Origin of the sequence: Faecalicatena faecalis (genome assembly GCF_012524165.2) — a bacterium.
GTDB lineage: Bacteria > Bacillota > Clostridia > Lachnospirales > Lachnospiraceae > Faecalicatena_A > Faecalicatena_A faecalis.
On the sequence record NZ_JABACJ020000006.1, the window covers coordinates 99742 to 120881 of the forward strand.

Here is a 21140-nt window from a genome sequence, read left to right on the forward strand (position 1 = left end):
CCCCGGTAGTTTTAATTATTCGTTTCTAACCCATCTACAAGAAGGCTGCGGCTTTGTGCTGTACTATATACCTTACTGATCGTATCTGGAATAGTAAATGTTCTATCTATCATTTTCTGATAAGAATTCTCAAATTTGTGATAGGCATATTTATAACCGATAAGATATCCGATAATTACAGCTATCACAGGTATTGCTATTAACAGGGGAGTCTTACATTTTTTCATTGTCTGCACCTCAACAAGAATAATCTTGACTGTTCCTAACCGCAGGATACAGGAATCGTTGGGAACTATCAATCATCAGTTTCAGTCTTTTCATGATTGCCCCTCCGTGTTACAATATTACCATTGAAAAGATGGAGGCATTTGAACTATGAAGAAGATAATACTTGGTTCCGCATCCCCGCGCCGCAGGGAACTGATGGCGCAGATCGGACTGGAGTTTGAGGTTGTTGTCAGCCATAAAGAAGAACGTTACGAGAGTGAGATACCAGAGGAGATTGTGAAGGAGCTTGCGCTGATGAAGGCGGAGAACGTAGCATCTGAATTACAGGAGCAGGGTGTTCTGAAAGACACGATCGTAATCGGGGCGGACACAGTCGTCGTATTAGATGAACAGATTTTAGGTAAACCAAAGGATGAGGCAGATGCATTTTGTATGCTCATGAGTTTACAGGGGCGGGCGCATCAGGTATTTACCGGAGTCGCAATGCTGGATTTTGATAAGGAAGGCATCCGAAAGACATATAATCAAGCTGTAGAAACAAAGGTATATGTGCATAAGATGGATGAGGAAGAGATTACCGCTTATATCAAGAGTGGTGAACCTATGGACAAGGCAGGTGCTTATGGAATTCAAGGGAAGTTTGCCCCTTACATTGATAAGATAGAGGGCGATTACTACAATGTGGTCGGACTGCCGGTTTCTTATGTGTATCAACAGCTCAAGGTGATACAGGAGAAAGAAGGAGGGCAGTAATATATGAAAAATCGGGAAGCTTCGAACTGCGAATATTGTATGAATTATGAGTATGATGAGGATTATGAGTGTTACGTCTGTACCCAGAATTTGGATGAGGACGAGATGGTACGATTTGTGAAAGGAGATTTCCACTCCTGTCCTTATTACCGGTCTGGGGATGAGTATAAGATTGTGAGGAAGCAGATGTAGTTCAAAAGGGGCAGGCACCTTTGAACTACATATTCAGAATATTCTTAAATTAGAAATAATAATGTTGCTTTTGAAAGAAGTTGTGTCAGTTTATGACACGACTCCTTTAGATAACATTAGTTAACTTTATACAACTGTCCAGAGTGACCTTCCGTTATCACGGAGCCACTTCTGGGCTTTTTTATATTCCGGCAGAATGGATTCTATGACTGCATAGAATGCCTTTGAATGGTTCATCTCCCTGCGGTGGGCAAGCTCGTGTACTACGATATAGTTCAGGACTTCTTCCGGTGCGAATATGAGCCGCCAGTTATAGTTGAGGTTCCCTTCGCTGGAGCAGCTTCCCCAGCGGGTCTTCTGTTCGCGGATGGAGATACGCCCATAGGTTACGTGCATAATACCGGCGTAGTAGGCTGTCTTCTGGGTGAAGATGTCCCGGGCAATTTTGATATAACGATTCCGTTCACTGGGGGGAAGCGGCGGCTTCTCGGAGAGTGGATTTTGTTTTGCTTTATTTACATATTTTAAGATCCAGGATTGTTTCTCCTGGAGAAAATGATTTATTGTGGAGTTCGGGCATCTTCTTGGCGCCCGGACTTTTACTGTACCGTCTGGTGTTATCTGAACGGCAAGTGTCTTACGATTGCTATATATAATCTCGTATTCAAAAGGATGGTTCATTGTAATCACCTCCTGAATAGTTTATCAGGGAGGCAGGTAAAGTGCAAGGAAGAGAGAAGACTATGGCAGATAAAAATCAGGTCTTTGTGGATAGAAAGAGGTGAAACCAGTGATAATAGCAAGTATGAAGATATAGTGTTATATATTTTCAATTATATTAATTTCAGTTAAAATATGGAAAAAGCATAAGAGGGAGACAGAAAATGGAACAGACAAGCATGCTATTATTTGAGAAATACCTTTATCAGAAAGGGTGCGGACATAATACAGTAAGTAAATATATGAGGGATGTAAATTTCTTTTTAAATAAGGTAGATAAGATAGATTATGAATCTTTAAGATGGTATCGTGAAGAATTGATCAGACTTTATTCCCCTAACAGTGTAAACTCTATGATTGCTGCATTAAATCAGTATCTAAAATTCATAGATATGGAGGCATACAAAGTAAGACCAGTTCGGATACAAAGAAAAATTTTTTGTGAGCCAAAAAAAGATCTGAACAAAAGAGAGTATCAAAGATTAGTAGAAACGGCCAAAGAAAAGGGGAATGGCAAACTTGCATTAATGATGGAAACAATCTGTGGAACTGGAATCCGTGTTTCGGAGCTGGAATATTTTACGGTAGAGTCAGTAAGGAGCGGGCAGGTGCGGGTCCATAATAAAGGGAAGATTCGGGTAATTATGATTCCACACAAATTAAAAATGAAGCTGCTGTATTATGCAAAAAAGAATCAAATAAGAAATGGTAGTCTTTTTGTCACAAGGAATGGGAAGGCGATTGATCGAAGTAATCTGTGGTCTGCAATGAAAAGAATAGCAGAAAAGGCAAATATTTCCACAGAAAAGGTCTTTCCTCATAACCTGCGTCATTTATTTGCAAAGACCTATTATTCAATCACAAAAGATATATCAAAACTTGCAGATCTTTTGGGGCACAGCAATATCAATACAACAAGAATTTATACAATTTCATCGGGGGTGGAACACAGACAGCAAATAGAACAATTAGGATTAGTACTTTAGAAATAATAAAAAATACAACATAATATTCATTATGTTGTAACCATTCAAAATTCTGCAGTTAAAAACAGATTTATACATATTCATAAATTAGCATATAAAAACATGATTGTCAAGCAAATAGGTAGGATTTGTCGTTTATTGTCATTTGGTAAAAAATTTAGTCAGTTATGTATCGATATGCTTATTTCTATTTCATAGTTTCTGGTAACAAAAATAAGCCTCCAGAGAGAAGATTGTTAATAGTACTCTTCAAGAAGCCTTCTGCCATTTTTATATGAAATATTATGATCTCCAGTTTCATGGAGAAACAAATAAACTATTTAAATGAAGTCCTGCTGCTAATTTGCTAGGAATTAAGCACCACATAATGAATATTATGTGGTGCTTTTAATATAGAAAACTTTTGTCCGGCAGGGGGAAAACGTGCATTCTTCTTGGCCTGGAGTTGATTTATATAATAGCAAATTTAAAGTGAAGGAGAAAGAGGGATGGAGAATATGTGTAATATGGAATATTGGGAACCAGAATAGGAATTAGAGAGAGAGAATGTGATTTCTCTTATAGAATTTATGAAGGAAAGGAGAAAGAAATGAAAAATCAGAGAAAAAAGCACAGATTGAGACGTGCACTTGCGTGCCTTATGCTGAGTTGTCTGATTGTAGATCAGGTACAAAGTACCATGTTCTATGTAAAGGCGGAAGAGAACAGCGTCCAGGAAAAGACATCTGACACCGAACCGATAATGGATATAGAATCACCGTCAGGTGAGGAGCCGCAGGATACCGCGGGGACGACAGGATCAGGAGAAGAGCCGAATGATACTGCAGGGAAGACAGAACCAGGAGAAGCATCGAAGGATACTGCGGGGACGACAGAGCCAGAAGAAGGAGGACCGAAGGATACCGAGGGGGAGCCTAAGCCAGGAGAGACATCACAGGATGCTCTTGAAGGGACAGAACCGAAGGAAGAGACACCGCAGGTTTTGGCAGCAGGAAGCCTTAAGATGGAAGAACGGGGTTGGTCTTCGGAGGTGGAGAGCTTTGTCATATCGATTCACACGGTGTTGCCAGCAGGAACGAGCGGGAATCGCATTATTCTGAATCTTCCTCAGTACATCAAGGTGTCTGATAAGCCGCCTGTCTCAGACATATTGACAGAGATAAAAGAGGAAAGCAGCAGTGATGGCGGAACGACAGTAACCCTGGTATTAGCGGATGCGGTTACAGCGAGAGACATGGAGTTGGATCTCGGTATTTCCCAGAAGGAATTTCGGGAAAAGGCAAAGCCGGATACAGGCGGCAATTATAAGATCAGCGCAGAGTATAAGAATGGTGCGAGTGAGGAGATACAGGCCAGAGATGAGCTTACATTTACTGCATCTATCTACTCAATGACGTATTCTGGCCGCATAGATATTGGTGAGCCAGGTAATCCGGTAGACTTTGAGTCGTTTAATGGTTTATATACACATTTTGAGATGACATCGCCATATGGTATCGATGAAACTACCGATTGGTTTTCTGGAGAGATTTACATGCCGGCAGAAGTAGTGGAATACCTTGTGCTGCCGGGAGCCGCGAACCAATATATCCAGCCGGACGGCTCACTTCTTTATCCATATAATACAACGTTAACTCAGGATATGGATGAGGATCCTCAGGTATTGAAGATGGAACTGCCAATCTTGCTAAATAAAGAACGTATTATTCAGGAACACCGGGGGCAATTTCAATGGATTGCTGAAATAAGACCGAACGGGTTAGAGAGAAAACCGATAGAGGTTACCGCGTATTGTGTTCAGCCGGTCATTAAATATACTTCAAGCTTTAATTCCAGCAAGGAAGTAAGTTACAGTGCAGCTTATGCCACAAAGGAAAAAGATGGAAGCTATATTTTGACAGATAAAGCGTATGGGGGAGTCATCAATGTCTCCAAGAGTAAAGGCATTTTGGGAGAGGTTGCATTAGGAGCATTCAATTACCATTTCATTCTTCCAGAAGGTTTGATATGGGCAGGCTCACCAGAGTATTATAACACGAATACAAGAGAGGTGGTTATGCCTCTGGTAGAGAATACCAAGGCCAAGGGCAATGATAAAAAATTTCAGCTAAAGGAAGATTTAAGGGTCCGGCTGGAAAATGATATGACAGAGGAAGAACATCTTGCTGGTAAAAAAATCTTCTCTATTATAAATCCGTATTTTGAAGGCAGCTATTTGGGGGTTCCATTTAGGACGCTGGATGGTGAAGTGGGGGCCTCTATTGAGCTTAGGGGCGCAGATACGGGACTGAGAATAGATGGAGAGAGAGTCGTTCAGGGGAGCACAGACACACTATTATATAAGCTCAGCAGAGGTTCCGATACATACAATGATATCAATGAAGCGTTTATGCTGGATGGAGAATGGCAGCAGGGAAGTTTCGATGTTAATTCTTTCGAATTTATTGGTGACTGGAAGAGTACAGGAGCAGAATTTTATTATACAACCAGTGGGGGTATGGAGCTATACACGCTAACAGAGTTAGAAGGCAATCATGTAGTATACCAGCCTGGTGAGGAAAAGCACTTAAGATCCTGGGGTCTGCATTTTAAAAATGGATTAAAAAAGGATGCACTTCAGGGATGTTCCATAGAATTTAGAGGTGAAGTAAAGGATTCGGGGCTGGATGGAAATGCTGTGAAAGCGGCAGTTACACTGAAGACAAGAATTGGAGCAAAAGCACCTGAGGAACCTGGGCAAATTACGAATTTTATAACTGCCAAGTCTGGAGAAGTAACGGTAGTGCAGGAAATAATTTCTGATTTAATGGAAATAAGTTTCGAGAAGCCTGAGGCTGAGTATTATCCAGATATGGAAGCATATAAGAATTTCTGTTACCTGAATTTTGGTGCCAGCTCGGGAGGAGCAGCTCTAAAACCGGCTCCGGCTGATCTGGAAGTGGAGCTCCCGGACAATATGAGGATTAATAGGGTTGAATACAACGGGGATCCGGCGAAATTTGGATCTTATACTTATACCACGAACGCTCATCCTGAAGAGCAGACATCAGAGCAGGGGTTGTTAGAGCTGCTGGGTGATAATATATATTTCACATCATTGAAGATTTCCATGAAGGATGTATACGATGCCGAAAGCATTGAACTGGGAGCGCGGAAATACAATTCGAATGAATATAATTACGATATAACAGAGGATACAGAGGACCGGATTGGTGTTAAGGTCACTGAGACGGATTTGGTACAGGCCCAGCATGTTTCAGAAACTTTTAAACTACATAAATATGGTGAGTTTGGATTGGGCGGTTTCTCTGGAGGGGGAAAGCAAAATGTTGGACTGGTTGTTCCAGATAAAACAGAAGTAGAAATAAAATTTTCGCCGTCGCAGCTTTATTCGGGCAGGTATATTTCGTACTATTCAAATAATTGGTATCAGGAGTTTAAGATTTATAATCCAACCTTTTATCTGGAAATCCCAAATTACTTAACTATGAAAAAGGATACTTACAAATTAAAAGGGTATGAAGACAAAAAGCCAAAGATTACACAGTTAAAAGGAAAGTCAGACGATACATATATAGTGAAAATTCAGTATTATGGTGATCCGAAATCAGAAACGGGTCTATTGTATGACCCGGCCCTATACTTATCAAAGCAAGCAATAATTTTGGATCAATCGTTTATTGCGACTGCTGAAATATACGCGCCAAGAGGGAATATTACGGCAGAGATAAAAGAGTATTATGATTTTAGCAATACTTTCGACTATTATCTTAAGGAACACCAGTCAAAGGGTACATATTATACACAGAATAATAGCAATAATATGGAAGAAATACAGGATGATGGCATTGCTATACCAGTAACTGTGACTCCCCCTACCGAAATAGCCATGGATATTTTGAAGAGTGGGGAGAGGATCTATAATGCCCGCGTGGGGAAATCATCCGAGGTATTGAGTACAGAGGTTTCCGTACAGGACGGTGAATCTTACCTTACTTCCATGAATTTTGTTAACGACGCTAGTCCGTTTGATGGATTTTCGATGTATATACCGATTCCTCGAAAGGGGAAAAGTTATGGTGTGGCCAGTGAACATTATGAGTGGGATGCTGCCCTTAAGACGGTGGAAGCAAGTATGACAGAAGGCAGTTTAAATATTGATTTTTCCACGGATCCTTCGGCGACAGTGGCTTTGCCGGGCCATCAGGATCCCCCGGGGATGTATGTTCCTAAAGACCAGGTTAAGGATTTAAGCGAGGTAACCATGATTCGTGTTTCGGCCGACCATGTACCAGGCGATGCGAGGATTTCTGTGAATGCAACATTGGAATCTCTCACAGAAAAGAAGGAGGTGGGAACTCAGAATAATGAAATATTTGCATACGTTAACTACAAAGATCATGAGGGCTTCCCTGGTATGCTGCCAACAAATACTGTTAAAGTGCATCTGACCGATAGCATAGTAAATGGTAATATCTGGATGGATTCGAATAAGGACGGACGGATGGATGAAGATGAAGACCTGCTGACGGCTGATTCAGGGCAGAAGTTCGACATAGCACTTGAGAAGAAAGATGGCAGTTATCAGGATGTGGCTGAGAGCAAAGATGGTACTTATAGTTTTCAGTTACCATCCCTGAAGCCTTATACAGGGATTCGGATTACTTTACCAGAAACACAGTCTTCTTATAGAAGGACCTTTTATAGGAAATCAGGCGTGGAAAACAGCAGACAATCGTATTTTATCGAGCGTGAAGGCGATAAAGAACAGGAGAAGTTTGCAGAGATCAGCCTGGACGGCATGGAAAAACTGAAATATCTGAACCTGGGTGTTATTCAGGCACAAAGGATTGTATTGGATACAAAGGAATATACGATACGGAAGGGCAAGACTGAGACAATAAGCCACACACTTGAACCCGCAGATCCTCCACAGAAGATACAGTACGTTTCTATGGATCCATCTATAGCAACTGTGGATAAAAATGGGGTAGTGACGGCAGTAAAACCGGGAGAAACACAGGTAGAACTTTCGTATGAAGTGATAAGTGATGTCTGGGTGAAGGAACGGGTTGACATTCATGTTGAATCTAACGATGCACCGGTAATCCATGCGGACGATGTGGAATTGAATGTGGGAGATATCTGGAACCCGCTGGATCCGAATATCGTAAGTGTAACGGATGACCATGACACCGATATCAGTCTGGACAAGATTGAGGTAAACAATCCGGTTCCGGTGGACATTTTTAGCAAATCAATTTTTGACATTTTCAGGATTAACATGTCAGGGAAAACGACTACGATCGGTACCTACGAGGTCATTTATTCCTATACAGATTCCGATGGAAACAGGGCTGAAAAGAAAATTCGGGTCAAGGTACACGGACTGCCTGTTTTCAGGGATTTAAAAGGAGACGAATATGATACAGAGAATATGCCTCCATTCTATGAGCGTCTGGATAACAGCCTGGATCCTTATCAGGATATAAAGGTATACTGGCAGGAAGCATCTGACCAGATTAATGGAAAGCCCCAGGAACGACTGATTGATCCGGCAGACAATACGACGGGGAGCCTGAGTCTTGTAAATACTGTAGATTCAGAAGGAAAACCGGTTACAGGGATTGAAAAAGCAGGGAAATACAACGGAGATTATGAGGCTGTGACGCCAAAAGGCGGAAGCCGTACAGTGAACCGCACGGTATATATAAGAGGAAAGGTGGATCTCACTGGAAATAACATTGCGATACCCGACTCTGCAAAACAGACATCCTTTGCAAACCTGGAGGAGCTTTTAAAGGTTTATGGAAAACAGCTTGATCTGAAGGCGGGGGTAGATACACCTGATAAAGACGGAAATATCACCCACATCGATTTGAGCGATAAAATTACCGCTAAGACGGATATCAGTGCATTAGACTTTTCCCTTAAGGAAGGTGAGGATAGGAAAACACTGGAGCTGGAGCTGCAGGTAACAGATAAGGCGGAGAATTATACAGATAAGACAAAGGAACTGACCCTGTATCTTACCGTACAGAAGGTAGTAGGAAAGCCCCCTGTTATCGAATTCCCTACAAGCAGTCTTGACAGGATAGAAAATGACAAAATTGCAGCTGCAGGCGGAATTTACCAGGAGCTTCTGGATTTTGCCAATATTTATGATTTTGACAAGGATGGAAATCCGATGGATTCCGGGAAAGGAATTCAGGAGAGTGGAATCAAAGAAATCTATAAGGTGAACCCGGCGGATCTGTCAAACCAGGATGAGATTGATGTTAAAGATGAAGCGGCATTAGAACAAATGCTGAAAACCATTGGAATCTACCGTATGATCTATTATGCAGTTGATGAAGAAAATAACTACGTACAGGCTGAATGGCTCATTCATGTGGCAGGAAGGACTCATTTTGTTAAAAATATTGCCGACGGAACACCTGCAGATGAAATTGTGAATCTGCGACAGCGGAAAAGTGGAAACTACGCTCCTACAGGAGTTCTGGCATACCATATTGACAGTGATGGTACTACCAGACATGAATCACCAGTGACGGTACCTGCGGGAACCGAAGCAGATATGACGAAAGTTGGTGCGACACAAGTAACATTCAGTACAACGCATCATTTCCAATATTATCCGGGCACAACAGATCCTCGTCCGGATGAGGAGTTCGTACAGAATATTCTGGTACATGGGCCGATAACTTTTGCCGGGGCGACTGCAAAGGAAGAATACTGGGTAAACGAAGAGGTGAACCTGGATACAGTAACAGCCGGATTTATGCAGGCGTTTACAGATAAAGAACCAGAAATGACAGCGCTTACAGTGACCAATAACAGGGGAGGAACACTGACCTCTGACACAGCGAAAAAAGAAACGGTCATTTATGAGGCAGAAGATACAATCACGCATTCTGATGCGGGGAATAAAGAGACACTGGAAAAAGAAATCTGGTTTTACGGGGAGCCGTCTATCACAGCACCGGATTCGGTAACCGTGAAAAAGAACAGTACGATAGAGGAGCTTAAGGCATTTATCAAGGCTTCTGCAAAGATCGATCTTCCAGATGAAGCAGGACACGACCTGACAGGGGAGATTGTCTATGATTTCAGCAAAGTGGATCTTAGTAAAGCAGGAGGAGAGGCAGAGCTTAGTGTGACATACCAAAGGCCGGACGGCACATCCCGTAGGGCTGACAAAAAGGTGAGCCTTGTAATTTCACAGCCGCCTGTGATTACCGCAAATAATATCGAGAAAAATGAGGGAGATCCTTTCGATCTTTTCCAGGATGCAGGTGTAACAATCAGTGATGATTACAGCAATCTGGATTTGGATTCTATCAAGGTGAGCGGCAATCTGCCATCGGTTGATTCACAAGGGCGTCTGAATACAGTGGGAACCTGGGGAGTGACATTGCAGGCTGAGGATTCAGAAGGCGGACAAGCAACAAAGGACATACTTATCAAGGTACATTCCCTTCCTCGCTTAGGTGTTATTGACCAGGAGGACAGAGTCGGAGATTTTCAGATCTGGAGCGCGACCGGTTATGACTGGGATGAGGCGTCTGATATTCCGGGTGGACAACCGAGTCCAAGACACGGTAGCTATAGTGATGGATCGATGGGTGCGTGGTTCAGGAAGGTGGAAGCGGATGGAAGTAAGACACCAATAGCAGGTACGTCTCCGAGTGACCCAGGATATTACGTTGTGGAATATACTGCTATAACACCAAAAGGCGCTCTGGGAAGCGCAAGCAGTAAGGTTCTGCTCCATGGAAATCCGAACCTGTCAGTGGAAAATATTAATGTGTCAGTTAATTACAAGAAAGCGGACCAGGATCCTGAAAAACAGTTTTTGGAGGATTATAAGGATTCCCTTAAGATATCATCCGATGTTGTGCATGCAGCATATGATGGTACAACGACAAGCATTGATCTGTTGAAAGAAGGAAAAGTAAGCATTGATTTAAGCAATGTAAAATTCGGTAAGAAGGGAAGTTATACGGCTGTTGTTACAGCAACGGACGATCTGCTCACTGGGATTGATCCTAAAAGTGTGGAGAGTAACATTACAATCAATATTCAGGATTATGAGGGTGCACCTCCTACAGTTACAACACATGATATCCAGAGAGTGAGTACAGATCCTGTAAATGCATCGGACGATGTAATGTCCTATCTGCTTGGCAGTCCCTTCCTGGAGGTAATAAAAGGAGACTATGACATCAGCACCACTGAAGTTAAGAGTATCATGCAGACTGAGGGACCGAATCTTACAAAAGCTGCGGATGAAAAGGCTGTACCAGAGGATATTGACCGCAATGGTAACGGGACATATGAGAATGAAGAACTGATGCAGATGATGCAGACAGTCGGGAAGTATGAGATTACATATCGTGTAACAGATAAGAGGGCGAATGCAGTAGAAGCTGTTGCCCAGTTAAGTGTGGCGGGACCGGCAGAGTTTGGTTTTGGCAACACAGATGCTGATTTCCAGAAGCTTGAAGATGTCCTTGAACGCCGTCAGGCATCAGGAGGAGTCTTTACCGTTTCAGGAATCCAGGCAAGACATCAGGATACAGACGGCAGCTATCATTATATGGCAGCGGATCTGTCAGATCCGAACGCGGATCTTTCTCTTGATCATGTTTCTGTGAAAGATCTTGCCGTGGAAAGTTTACATCACTATACCACGTATGAGGATGGAAACCCGCGGCCGAAAGATGTGAAGAGTTTTAAAGTCCTTGTACAGGGAGAGGTTCAATTTAAAGATTTCTCTGAACTCACGACTTTTGTGGGAAGTACGCTGGCCGAGGACTATCAGGTAGAAGCTTTTTATCAGCGGATCGATGAGTCTGGAGTTATCACAGAAGAAGCGGCAGTAGTCAGTGTAGATACTCCGGCCGTGACAGACAGTCGGGGGACTGTGGAAGCAGTATTAAGAGCAACAGATGATAAGACAAAGGCCCCGAATAACAGCATTACCAAGACCAGGACCATTCGTGTAAATGAAATACCGTCAGCCACTTTCAATGATAGTATTTCTGTTCAGAAAGGGGCTTCTAAAGAAGAAGTGATTCAGATGCTGGATGTATCGGCTTCTTATCTGAATTATAAGGATGAAGAGGTAGCTGTTGCAGGTAAAGATTTGGAAATTAATGTAGATAGTGTGGATACAGGAGTGTCAGGAAAAGCCAGTAGAGTCGGCATTAAGGTATGGTATGAGGAATACGACGGTACAAGAAAGAGTGTTGATTATGAGGCAAAAGTGTACGTCTTAAATGAACCGTCGGCAGTTGTAATGATACCTGCCAGCGTGGACCTCAGGGACCTGGATGATACATACGCAGGAGCCAAAGAGGAGATAACGCTTTACGCAGGCGGGGATGCCGAGCCGGAAAAGATCCCGTCAGTAGAGATTTATCCGGACCAGAAGATCGTTCTGACGGCAGCTAAAGGAAGTTATGAAGCATTTACTTATTATGGAGATGGCACAAAGTATGAAGATCCACAGGTGCCGATTATGACCCTCGAGTATGGCAAGGCAGGTAAGGAGAGCGGCAGTCTGATGATAAAGACAGAGATTGACCGTACGAAGCCTGTAGATACTTATCAGGGAACAATGAACTTTACAATCAAGTATGGAGGTGGGCAGCCATGAAAAGGATAATGACCATATTATTAACGGCGAGCCTCCTGCTTGCGGGAACTGTAGTGTCCAGCCAGGCAGTTAAGGCGGAAGAAAACAGTGCTTCGATTTATGTGAGTTATGAACCTGGAACAAAGGCTGATTTCCACACACTGACACTCAGTGTCAGTGGTGGAGGCCGTGTCCTGGATGGTACACAGATCATCAGGCAGGGAATCATTACGTATGACCTGCCAGAGGGAGCACAAAAGACTTTCCGGGTGGAGCCATATAAGGGATACCGCCTGCAGTCAGCCAGATATGAAGCTGACGGGAATTCCCGGGATCTTAAAGATGAGATGCAGGGGAAAAGTCTTTCTATTCAAATGGGAAAGACGAACAGCAGTTTGGCAATTGTATTTGAGAAAATTCCTGGTCAGCAGGAGAATTCGAATAAAAAACCGGTAGATACGGTTAAGACAGGGGATGCATCCAATATACAGATCTATCTTGGACTCATGCTGGCAGCCCTGGTGGCCTGTGAAGGCATCTGCAGAATAAAAAGAAATCGAAGAAAGAAAAGCTGACCAATTCATGGGAATTAAAAACAATCTTAAAGATATATTACTGCTTAGGCAGAATATATAAATGCACAGGGAGCTACGGGCTTCTGAAAAACAAAATTTTACATTTAGGAGGAAATTAGAATGAAAGCAAAAAAAGTAATGGCAATGGCAATGGTAATGACAATGGGACTCTCTATGACTACATTAGGAGTTTCCGCAGCAGAATCAAAAGGAACAACAAACGTATCTTATAGCAACCAAAATGAAATTCCTGATCCAACAGATCCGACAAACCCGGACTGGATGGTAACTATCCCATCTTCCATCGTATTTACAGATGATAACAAGGAAATCGATGCAAGCGTTGAGCTGATAAAGAAAGCTGGTGAGTTGCCTGACTCTTCAACACCGGTTTCTGTGTCTGTTGAATCCCAAAACGTATACAATCTGCAACTGGCAGACTCTTCTGATCCGGTTAGCTATACGTTAAGCTATGGTTCCAATCTTATGTCTGATACATTAAAAAAGGTGTCTGATTTATCAAAGGACCATACAAAAGAGGCAGGAACTGCAAAATTGACTGGTAAGGCAACAGCAGCTGGTGTTCATACAGATGTTCTTACTTATACAATTTCATATGGCAACTAAATAAATTATAAATGGAAGAAGAAAAACGGCAGGAAGAGGTGAACGTTTTGGAAGAAAAAGACCCCAAAAATGAAGATCAGGACCAAAGCAGGAGAAAACTGTTGATACTGCTCTGTTCCATAGCTGTTCTGGCTGCATTATGTTTCCTGCTGTTTTTCATAAACAGGGACAAGCAGCCGGCACAACTGGGAATCGATCCCGGGGCCGGAAAGTATAACCCGGAAATAGAGATGCCAAAGGACATGGATCCGACGAAAATTGCCTTGCCGGGTTTTGAAGGGCTTGTTATGGAAGCCGGCAGTGATAAGCTGTATGCAGCACTCTGGAATCCGGAGACAAATCCATGTTATTTCAGGTTCTCACTGGTATTAAAGGAAACAGGGGAAACTCTCTATGAGAGTGAGCTGGTTCCACCGGGGGATGCCATTACAGAAGTAACGCTGGTCAGAAAAATGGAAGAAGGAGCATATCCTGTTCTGGTCAAAATGGATACTTTTTCTTTAGAAGATAAGACACAGCCTTTAAACGGAGGCAGTTCAGAGACGATACTGGAAGTCCGAAAAGAAGAAAAATAACGTAGGAAAATGGCCGTCAAAATGGTGGCGGCCATTTTTATACCATAAAATCGTAAAATAGAGATTTTATACATAGGAGGAAAAGGAAGTGAAAAAATACAGAAGGACGATAATGACAATTTTGCTGTCTATTTTGACAATGGCGTCCTTGGCTGGATGCGGAGGAAAGAAGGATTCTGCACCTGAGATTATAGGAACATGGAAGGTCGTAAACGTGGAGACAGCGGGAGTATCAGTTGATTTTGATAAATTTGCCCAACAATTGGGGCAGGATGCAGACTCTCTGGTGATGGAAATAACTGTAAAAGAGGATAAGTCATTTTCCATAAACATGATGGGTCAGAAGAAAGAGGGTACCTGGGAAGAAAAATCTGGAAAATATACCCTGACCTTGGACGGTACAGATCAGGAGGCCGAGATTAAAGATGGTAAGCTGACTCTTATCGATGAGTCAGTGGGGACCTCAATGACGTTCGAGAAGAAATAATCAGGATATTCATACATATGATGGAGGGATTTATATGCCTCGTGACCTGAAAAATATGAAGTTCGGACTTTTAAAGGCAGTAGAGCGGACGGATCAGACTGAAAACGGGTATTATGTTTGGCGTTGCGAGTGCGAATGCGGGGGTGAGGCATTCGTCAATACGAAACGCCTGCTTAGAGGTACTGTGACCAATTGTGGATGCATTCCTAAAACGAATGCCAGAAGTGGTTCCATTGCGGAAGATTTGACAGGACAGCGCTTTGGAGAGTGGACGGTCCTGCATCGTGCCGAGAATAAAAATGGAAGAGTCATGTGGGCCTGCCGCTGCTCCTGCGGTACCGAGAAGGTCATCTCCGCACATGTCTTAAAATCCGGAAAAACAAAAAGCTGTAAGAATCCGATTCATAGACATCTATATAATCGGAAGGATCTTACGAAGCAACAATTCGGGATGCTGACGGCACTTTATCCTCTGAATAGAAGAGATTATAAGGGCAGTGTATATTGGCATTGTCTTTGCGATTGCGGAAATACCGCAGAAGTGACAGAGGATGCTTTAGTTCGGGGAACCTGTAAGAGCTGTGGGTGTTTAAAAGAAAAAGCCCAGAAGAATATTCCTAATATGCTCCATAGAATCGACGGAACCTGTGTGGAAATTCTGGAGAGGCGGAAATATCGGCGGGATAATACCAGTGGATTCCGGGGAATCTGCAGGAGGCGCAACGGCAGATATAGGGCTGCTATAGGATTCAAGAGAAAACAATTCTGTATCGGAACCTACGACAGCTTTGAAGAGGCTGTAAACGCAAGGCTGGAGGCCGAGCGCTTGATTCATGATGGGTTCGTAGAGGCATATTATGTGTGGAGTCAAAAAGCCTTGGGAGAAGCCGAATGGGGAGAGGAACATCCCCTGATCTTTGAGGTAGAAAAAGTACATGGTCAATTAGAGGTCCTTACAAATATTGAAGAACTAAGACAAGATCTGTCTGTTGAGTAATTAGATGAGACTGCTTATGGGGATAATGTGATTCTATTTGATTAGTGCCTCATAACGGATGACAGAGTTGGTAAAGAAAAGCTAATATTGAAGATGCAGGTATGAAACTACATTACTTAGATATAAAAATCTTGATTATTTCCCAGATGAGGGGACTAATTCAAGATTTTTATTTTTTATACAGTACATTTCCAAAAGGAAGTGTTTGATATATTCCACAGTCCTGATTATAATTGAGAAGTAATTAGTATGCAGCAGTCCTCTCCAATGGGATATGAAGAGGAAAAACATAAATGGTATGAGGTACATGAAATGAATCAATGTAAGATCTTAATCACAGAGGATGATACAGTTCTTGCCGAGGGAGTAAAGATTAACCTGGAATTGTCCGGTTTTTCTGTCCTTATTGCACATAATATAGAAGAAGCAAAAGGATATCTTACCAGAGACACACAAAGCGGACAATTCAGTCTGTTGATTCTGGACGTGAATCTTCCAGATGGAGATGGCATTCGGTTTGCCAGGGAGATACGTGCCAGTCTCAGTATTCCTATCATATTTTTGACAGCAAAGGATATGGATGAGGATATGATTGCCGGCTTTCAGGCGGGAGCGGATGACTATATTACGAAGCCGTTCAATGTACAGGTACTTCTTCAGCGGGTCCATGCGGTCCTTCGGAGATATCAGACAGCGGAAGACGAAGCAAAATCTATGAAAGTTGGCAATCTGGTCATTGATTTTGAAAGCTATACAGTGGAAAAAAATGGCAAGATGATTTCTCTTACCCCGACGGAATTCAAGCTGTTGGTCAAACTTTGCCAGAATCCGGGAACCGTTCTGACCAGACAGGTCCTCTTGGAAGAATTGTGGGATAAGGATGAGAATTATGTGGATGAACATACCTTAACGATTTTTGTAAGCCGCCTGCGTGGAAAAATATCGGATGAGGAATTTACTTATATCAAGACTGTTTATGGAACGGGATACCGGTGGATCGGTGCTGAAAAAGGGTAGATACAACACTTGACAGTTGGACCTTATGGAACATGAGTAGTTCAATAGGTAAGAGAAGGAGGTACGGGAAACATGGAGAATGGGATGGCCTTTGTAGTTGTATGTGCCGCTGCTGCGGTATTTTGTATAGTCCTGATCTGTGCAGCCATGTGGGTTCACATGAGACGAAAATACGTTGCTTTTGCAACACAAGTCTGTGATTCTATAGATATGATTTTAAAGGGAAAAGGGACTTCTGTTTTTGAACTTGAAGAGGAGACGTTACTTTCCAAAATCCAGATGAGATTGAAAAGACTTTCAGAAATCACCGAGGCCGCGGCAAGGGAAAGTGAGGACCAGAAAAAACAGGTGCAAAGTATTGTCTCTGACATTTCGCACCAGTTGAAGACACCGATCGCCAATATTACGATGTACTGTGACACTGCCCTGCGCCCCGGACTTTCAGAGGAGATGCACAAACAGTGTCTGGAGACGATGGAGAAACAGGTGAAAAGGCTGGATTCCCTGATCCAGTCTCTTGTGCAGATGTCACGTCTGGAGAACAATATTATTGAACTTCATGTGGAAGAAAATGACATTAAAGATACGTTGTTTGAAGTTGTAGAGAATGCGAGAATTAAGGCGTTGAAAAAGAATATCAGTATAGAACTGGACTGCCCCAAGGGGCTGATTCTGCGTTATGATGAAAAGTGGACAGCAGAAGCAATCTTCAATCTTGTGGATAACTCTGTCAAATATACGAATGTTGGTGGAAAAGTACTGATTTATGTGGAGCCGATGGAGATGTATACCAGAATTACGGTGAAGGATGATGGAGTAGGAATCGCACCGGAACATATCAACGATGTGTGTAAGCGCTTTTTTAGGGAAGAGAAGGCCAATCATGTGGAAGGTGTAGGAATCGGTCTATATCTGACCCGTGAGATTATTATGAAACAGGGCGGATATCTTAAGATACAGTCAGAGGAAGGAAAGGGGACCCGGGTTCAGGTGTTTCTGTTAAGAGCCGTATGAAAAGAACAAAAATAAAAGTTATGCACAGCCGATATTTCCGAAATGTGCATAACTTTTATTTCTTTAAGGAACTTTAGGGATTTCTTGTATTTTTCGAGAGGATTTTGAAACATTTCCCTGTTATCCTGTTTTCAGAACAAGGAAAGAACAAAATCAGGAAGAATAGGAAAAGGAGAGTGTGGCATGAGTATACTGAAAACAGAAAATCTTAGAAAGTATTATGGGAAAGAGCCTAATATTGTTCGTGCGCTGGATGGTGTGTCACTGGAAATAGAAGAGGGAGAATTTGTCGCAATTGTAGGTACGTCGGGCAGCGGAAAGTCTACCCTTTTGAATATGATGGGTGGCCTGGATGTTCCAACGGACGGAAAGGTCATCGTTGCGGATAAGGAGCTGTCCGGGATGGATGATGAGCAGCTCACTATTTTCCGGCGCAGGAGAATTGGATTTGTATTTCAGAACTATAATCTGATTCCAATGTTAAATGTCTATGAAAATATCGTGCTGCCGACTTCACTGGATGGAGAAATACCAGATCAGAGCTATCTGAAAAAAATCATTTCTCTGCTTGGCCTGGAGGAAAGGTTAAAGGAGATGCCTCTGAACCTCTCGGGAGGGCAGCAGCAGAGAGTTGCGATCGCAAGGGCACTTGCTGCAAAGCCAGCGATTATTTTAGCCGATGAACCAACGGGAAACCTGGATTCCAGGACCAGTCAGGATGTGCTCGGACTGATTAAAATGACAAGCAGACAGTTTCATCAGACCGTGGTGATGATTACACATAATGTAGAAATCGCACAGCTTGCTGACAGGACCATCCGTATTGAGGATGGAAAAATCAGGGAAAGCAGGTGGAATTCATGAGTAAGTCATCAGGACAGAAACCAAAGAGGGCAGAGAAGGTAAGCTCTAATAATAATGGGAAATCCATCTGGAAACTGGCTGTCAACAGTGTGAAAAGCAGCAGGATGCGTAATATTTTCATCGTTCTGACCATCATTCTATCTGTCAGCCTTCTGATGGTCATGGCCCTGTTCTATGCAGAGCTGGATACAGAAAATTTCCGCCAGGTGTCCAAGATGCAGCATGTCGTATACTATGGCCTGGACAAAGAGCAGATCAAAGAGCTCGCACAGGACGAAAGAACGGAATATGTGCTGGGGATGAAGCGGGGAAAGAGCGTGGAAGTAGATGGAAGGCTGCTCCAGCCCATATGTTATGACAGTTCTCCATCCAAGTCAGAAGACGTGCAGATCAGTACGATAGAACCAGTCAAAGGGACAGTGCCAGAGAAGATCGACGAGGTCACGATATCCGATGCCTTCTGTAAATTCCTGGGTATACAGGGGGAACCAGGAGAAAAAGTATCATTTACCTTCCTGGACGGTACGACCGAGGAATTTGTGATATCAGGAATCTTTCATCAGGATGGAGAGTCGAAATATTTTAGTATTGTTCTTTCAGAAGAATATGGGGAAAAGGGAGCACAGTTAAGAGATATATCCTATGACGGAATCGTCCGAATTCACGGTGCCAACAAGATGAGCCAGACCGCTTTTCTGGAGGAGATTCGTACCATAGCTTCTGATTATGGGATAGAAAGGAAAAATGTAAACGAGAACAATTATTTTCTGGACACTTTGTCTGGAGGTAAAAGACAGGTACAGCAGAACCTGATGATTATCGGTGTGGGAATCGGAATCTTGTTCGTAAGTGTACTCGTAATCTATAGTGTATTTTATCTTGCTGTGGTCGGGAGAATCCAGCAATTTGGCCAGTTACGTACAATAGGTATGACAAAACGGCAGATTCGCAGAATGGTACGCTATGAAGGGCTGGCTTTATGTAGTATTGGTATTCCAGCAGGCCTGTTGGTCGGTGGTCTCATCGGCTATCTGCTCAAGCCGGGCGGATGGAGCTGGGTGAATACATTGCTGATAGGTCTTGCTGTCACCGCGGCGGATATCATTACCGTTCTGATTTCTGTACGCAAACCAGCGGTGATTGCATCCTCAGTCTCACCTGTGGAGGCAAGCCGGTATTCAGGCGTGGATGTAAAGGAAAGTAATAAGCTTTATCGAAAGATCACGCCGCTTCATCTGGCATTGATGAACCGCAGCCGGAACCGGAAGAAGGCAGCATTGACCATGATTTCACTGGGAGTCGGCGGAGTCTTATTTATGCTGGCAGCATTCTTTTGCACTTCCACAAGTCTGGAGGAATATGCCAGACAGGGCCCGTTCCAACATGGGGAGTTTGTTATAGATCTTTCTTATAATATGGCTGAGACGGCAGAACATGGGATAACGGATCTGCAGATCAATAATGCCATCAATGAGGAGTTCCTGGAAAAAGTCGAATCTATTGATGGAGTGGAAAAGACAAGTGTATACCGGGAAGCGTTGATAAAATGGGAGGCACATGGTGATAACAGTGACGATAGCATGGTGGCATTCGGACCGGAAGAGGAAGCTAAGTTAAAAACCATGCTGGAATCCGGCCAGGCCGATTATGATGCTATGATGAAAGAAGACACCCTTCTGATTACTCATAATGATTTAAATGAGGAGATATATGGGTGGAAATATCAGATTGGAGATAGAATCAGACTTAGCTGGTACGATGGACAGAAGGAGTGCGAGGAGGAATTTACAGTTGCAGGAATTCTGGATACGGATAAGTATATAAAGTACAGTAATCAGTATGGAGACTTTGTCCTGCCAGAAGAAAAACTGGCGCAGATGACAAAGGGAATGAATCTGAACAGCCAGGTGGTTGTGAAGACGGACCGGGAGAAAGAGAAACAGATTGAAAAAGGATTGAATCAGATTCTGGAAGAATATCCTTCTTTGACGATGTCAACATTAAAGGAAAACGAGGCCATGACCGAAAATCAGTTTACCATTCTTTTTTCAGTCATGCTCGGACTCAGCATTTTCATCGTCGCATTCAGTCTCTTAAACATGCTGAATACGCTGATTACAAATATTTTGACAAGAAAGCGCGAATTCGCCATGCTGCAGTCCGTTGGTATGACGACAAAGCAGTTGTCCCATATGATTCAGATAGAAGGGCTGATGCTGACGGCCGGAAATCTGGTCATAACGCTGGTGTTCGGAACGACAGCAGGATATGTGATGGTCAGGATTCTACAATATTTCGGCGTCGAATATATGCACTTTCACTTCCCGGGGATTCTGTTCCTGGCATATGCGGTGGTCACCGCGATCGTACCTGTGGTCGTGTCCACGGTGATGATAAAGGGATTCCAGAAGGAGGCACTGGTGGAGAGACTGAGGTAGAAAGACGGAATGAAAATAAGAGAAGAT

Annotated in this window: 15 protein-coding genes; 13 read left to right on the forward strand and 2 right to left on the reverse strand. The window is 43.0% G+C overall.

The genetic code is table 11. The annotated features are described in order from the left end of the window. Nucleotides 1-11: 11 nt before the first annotated feature. The gene (locus HGO97_RS08545) at nt 12-188 is read right to left on the reverse strand and encodes a hypothetical protein (protein WP_216240887.1); all 177 of its coding nucleotides are present in this window, start codon (nt 186-188) and stop codon (nt 12-14) included. A gap of 187 nt (nt 189-375) precedes the next feature. Here HGO97_RS08545 and HGO97_RS08550 point away from each other — a divergent pair, with 187 nt between their 5' ends. Beyond that, nucleotides 376-981: a Maf family protein gene (locus HGO97_RS08550; protein ID WP_216240888.1), complete on the forward strand. Its 606-nt coding sequence runs from the start codon at nt 376-378 to the stop codon at nt 979-981. 3 nt (nt 982-984) lie between these two features. Beyond that, nucleotides 985-1173, forward strand: a complete 189-nt coding sequence (locus HGO97_RS08555) for a DUF6472 family protein (RefSeq protein WP_216240889.1) — start codon at nt 985-987, stop codon at nt 1171-1173. A 126-nt stretch (nt 1174-1299) separates the two neighbouring features. Here the strand turns inward: HGO97_RS08555 and HGO97_RS08560 are convergent, their stop codons facing one another. Beyond that, nucleotides 1300-1854 carry a M48 family metallopeptidase gene (locus tag HGO97_RS08560; protein WP_216240890.1) on the reverse strand — a complete coding sequence of 185 codons (555 nt, stop codon included), beginning with the start codon at nt 1852-1854 and terminating at the stop codon, nt 1300-1302. A 203-nt stretch (nt 1855-2057) separates the two neighbouring features. Here HGO97_RS08560 and HGO97_RS08565 point away from each other — a divergent pair, with 203 nt between their 5' ends. From HGO97_RS08565 to HGO97_RS08615, 11 genes are all read left to right on the forward strand, one after another. Continuing rightward, nucleotides 2058-2879, forward strand: coding sequence for a tyrosine-type recombinase/integrase (locus HGO97_RS08565; RefSeq protein ID WP_216240891.1), 822 nt, complete (start codon nt 2058-2060; stop codon nt 2877-2879). A 589-nt stretch (nt 2880-3468) separates the two neighbouring features. Beyond that, entirely contained in the window at nt 3469-12540 is a 9072-nt protein-coding gene (locus HGO97_RS08570) for an Ig-like domain-containing protein (protein ID WP_216240892.1), read from the forward strand. After that, nucleotides 12537-13094, forward strand: coding sequence for a hypothetical protein (locus HGO97_RS08575; protein WP_216240893.1), 558 nt, complete (start codon nt 12537-12539; stop codon nt 13092-13094). The genes HGO97_RS08570 and HGO97_RS08575 overlap by 4 nt, the downstream gene beginning before the upstream one ends. A 120-nt stretch (nt 13095-13214) precedes the next feature. Next, nucleotides 13215-13721 (forward strand): hypothetical protein, encoded by a 507-nt coding sequence (locus tag HGO97_RS08580; protein WP_216240894.1) that lies wholly within the window; start codon nt 13215-13217, stop codon nt 13719-13721. A gap of 11 nt (nt 13722-13732) precedes the next feature. Beyond that, nucleotides 13733-14296: a hypothetical protein gene (locus HGO97_RS08585; protein ID WP_216240895.1), complete on the forward strand. Its 564-nt coding sequence runs from the start codon at nt 13733-13735 to the stop codon at nt 14294-14296. Nucleotides 14297-14384: 88 nt separating this feature from the next. Further along, entirely contained in the window at nt 14385-14783 is a 399-nt protein-coding gene (locus HGO97_RS08590; RefSeq protein WP_216240896.1) for a lipocalin family protein, read from the forward strand. 34 nt (nt 14784-14817) lie between these two features. Beyond that, nucleotides 14818-15780, forward strand: coding sequence for an AP2/ERF family transcription factor (locus HGO97_RS08595; RefSeq protein WP_216240897.1), 963 nt, complete (start codon nt 14818-14820; stop codon nt 15778-15780). A gap of 267 nt (nt 15781-16047) precedes the next feature. Next, on the forward strand, nt 16048-16797 hold the full coding sequence (locus HGO97_RS08600) for a response regulator transcription factor (RefSeq protein ID WP_246597366.1): 750 nt from the start codon (nt 16048-16050) through the stop codon (nt 16795-16797). 72 nt (nt 16798-16869) lie between these two features. Beyond that, nucleotides 16870-17811 (forward strand): sensor histidine kinase, encoded by a 942-nt coding sequence (locus HGO97_RS08605; RefSeq protein WP_246597367.1) that lies wholly within the window; start codon nt 16870-16872, stop codon nt 17809-17811. A gap of 183 nt (nt 17812-17994) precedes the next feature. Continuing rightward, on the forward strand, nt 17995-18675 hold the full coding sequence (locus tag HGO97_RS08610) for an ABC transporter ATP-binding protein (protein WP_216240898.1): 681 nt from the start codon (nt 17995-17997) through the stop codon (nt 18673-18675). Beyond that, nucleotides 18672-21113 (forward strand): ABC transporter permease, encoded by a 2442-nt coding sequence (locus tag HGO97_RS08615; RefSeq protein WP_216240899.1) that lies wholly within the window; start codon nt 18672-18674, stop codon nt 21111-21113. The genes HGO97_RS08610 and HGO97_RS08615 overlap by 4 nt, the downstream gene beginning before the upstream one ends. Nucleotides 21114-21140 lie beyond the last annotated feature (27 nt).

Excerpts from the sequence above, each read along its gene's own strand:
- HGO97_RS08550 (WP_216240888.1), top strand. The coding sequence starts at position 376 with ATGAAGAAGATAATACTTGGTTCCGCATCCCCGCGCCGCAGGGAACTG.
- HGO97_RS08555 (WP_216240889.1), top strand. The coding sequence starts at position 985 with ATGAAAAATCGGGAAGCTTCGAACTGCGAATATTGTATGAATTATGAG.
- HGO97_RS08560 (WP_216240890.1), bottom strand. The coding sequence starts at position 1,854 with ATGAACCATCCTTTTGAATACGAGATTATATATAGCAATCGTAAGACA.
- HGO97_RS08565 (WP_216240891.1), top strand. The coding sequence starts at position 2,058 with ATGGAACAGACAAGCATGCTATTATTTGAGAAATACCTTTATCAGAAA.
- HGO97_RS08570 (WP_216240892.1), top strand. The coding sequence starts at position 3,469 with ATGAAAAATCAGAGAAAAAAGCACAGATTGAGACGTGCACTTGCGTGC.
- HGO97_RS08575 (WP_216240893.1), top strand. The coding sequence starts at position 12,537 with ATGAAAAGGATAATGACCATATTATTAACGGCGAGCCTCCTGCTTGCG.
- HGO97_RS08580 (WP_216240894.1), top strand. The coding sequence starts at position 13,215 with ATGAAAGCAAAAAAAGTAATGGCAATGGCAATGGTAATGACAATGGGA.
- HGO97_RS08585 (WP_216240895.1), top strand. The coding sequence starts at position 13,733 with ATGGAAGAAGAAAAACGGCAGGAAGAGGTGAACGTTTTGGAAGAAAAA.
- HGO97_RS08595 (WP_216240897.1), top strand. The coding sequence starts at position 14,818 with ATGCCTCGTGACCTGAAAAATATGAAGTTCGGACTTTTAAAGGCAGTA.
- HGO97_RS08600 (WP_246597366.1), top strand. The coding sequence starts at position 16,048 with ATGGGATATGAAGAGGAAAAACATAAATGGTATGAGGTACATGAAATG.
- HGO97_RS08605 (WP_246597367.1), top strand. The coding sequence starts at position 16,870 with ATGGAGAATGGGATGGCCTTTGTAGTTGTATGTGCCGCTGCTGCGGTA.
- HGO97_RS08610 (WP_216240898.1), top strand. The coding sequence starts at position 17,995 with ATGAGTATACTGAAAACAGAAAATCTTAGAAAGTATTATGGGAAAGAG.
- HGO97_RS08615 (WP_216240899.1), top strand. The coding sequence starts at position 18,672 with ATGAGTAAGTCATCAGGACAGAAACCAAAGAGGGCAGAGAAGGTAAGC.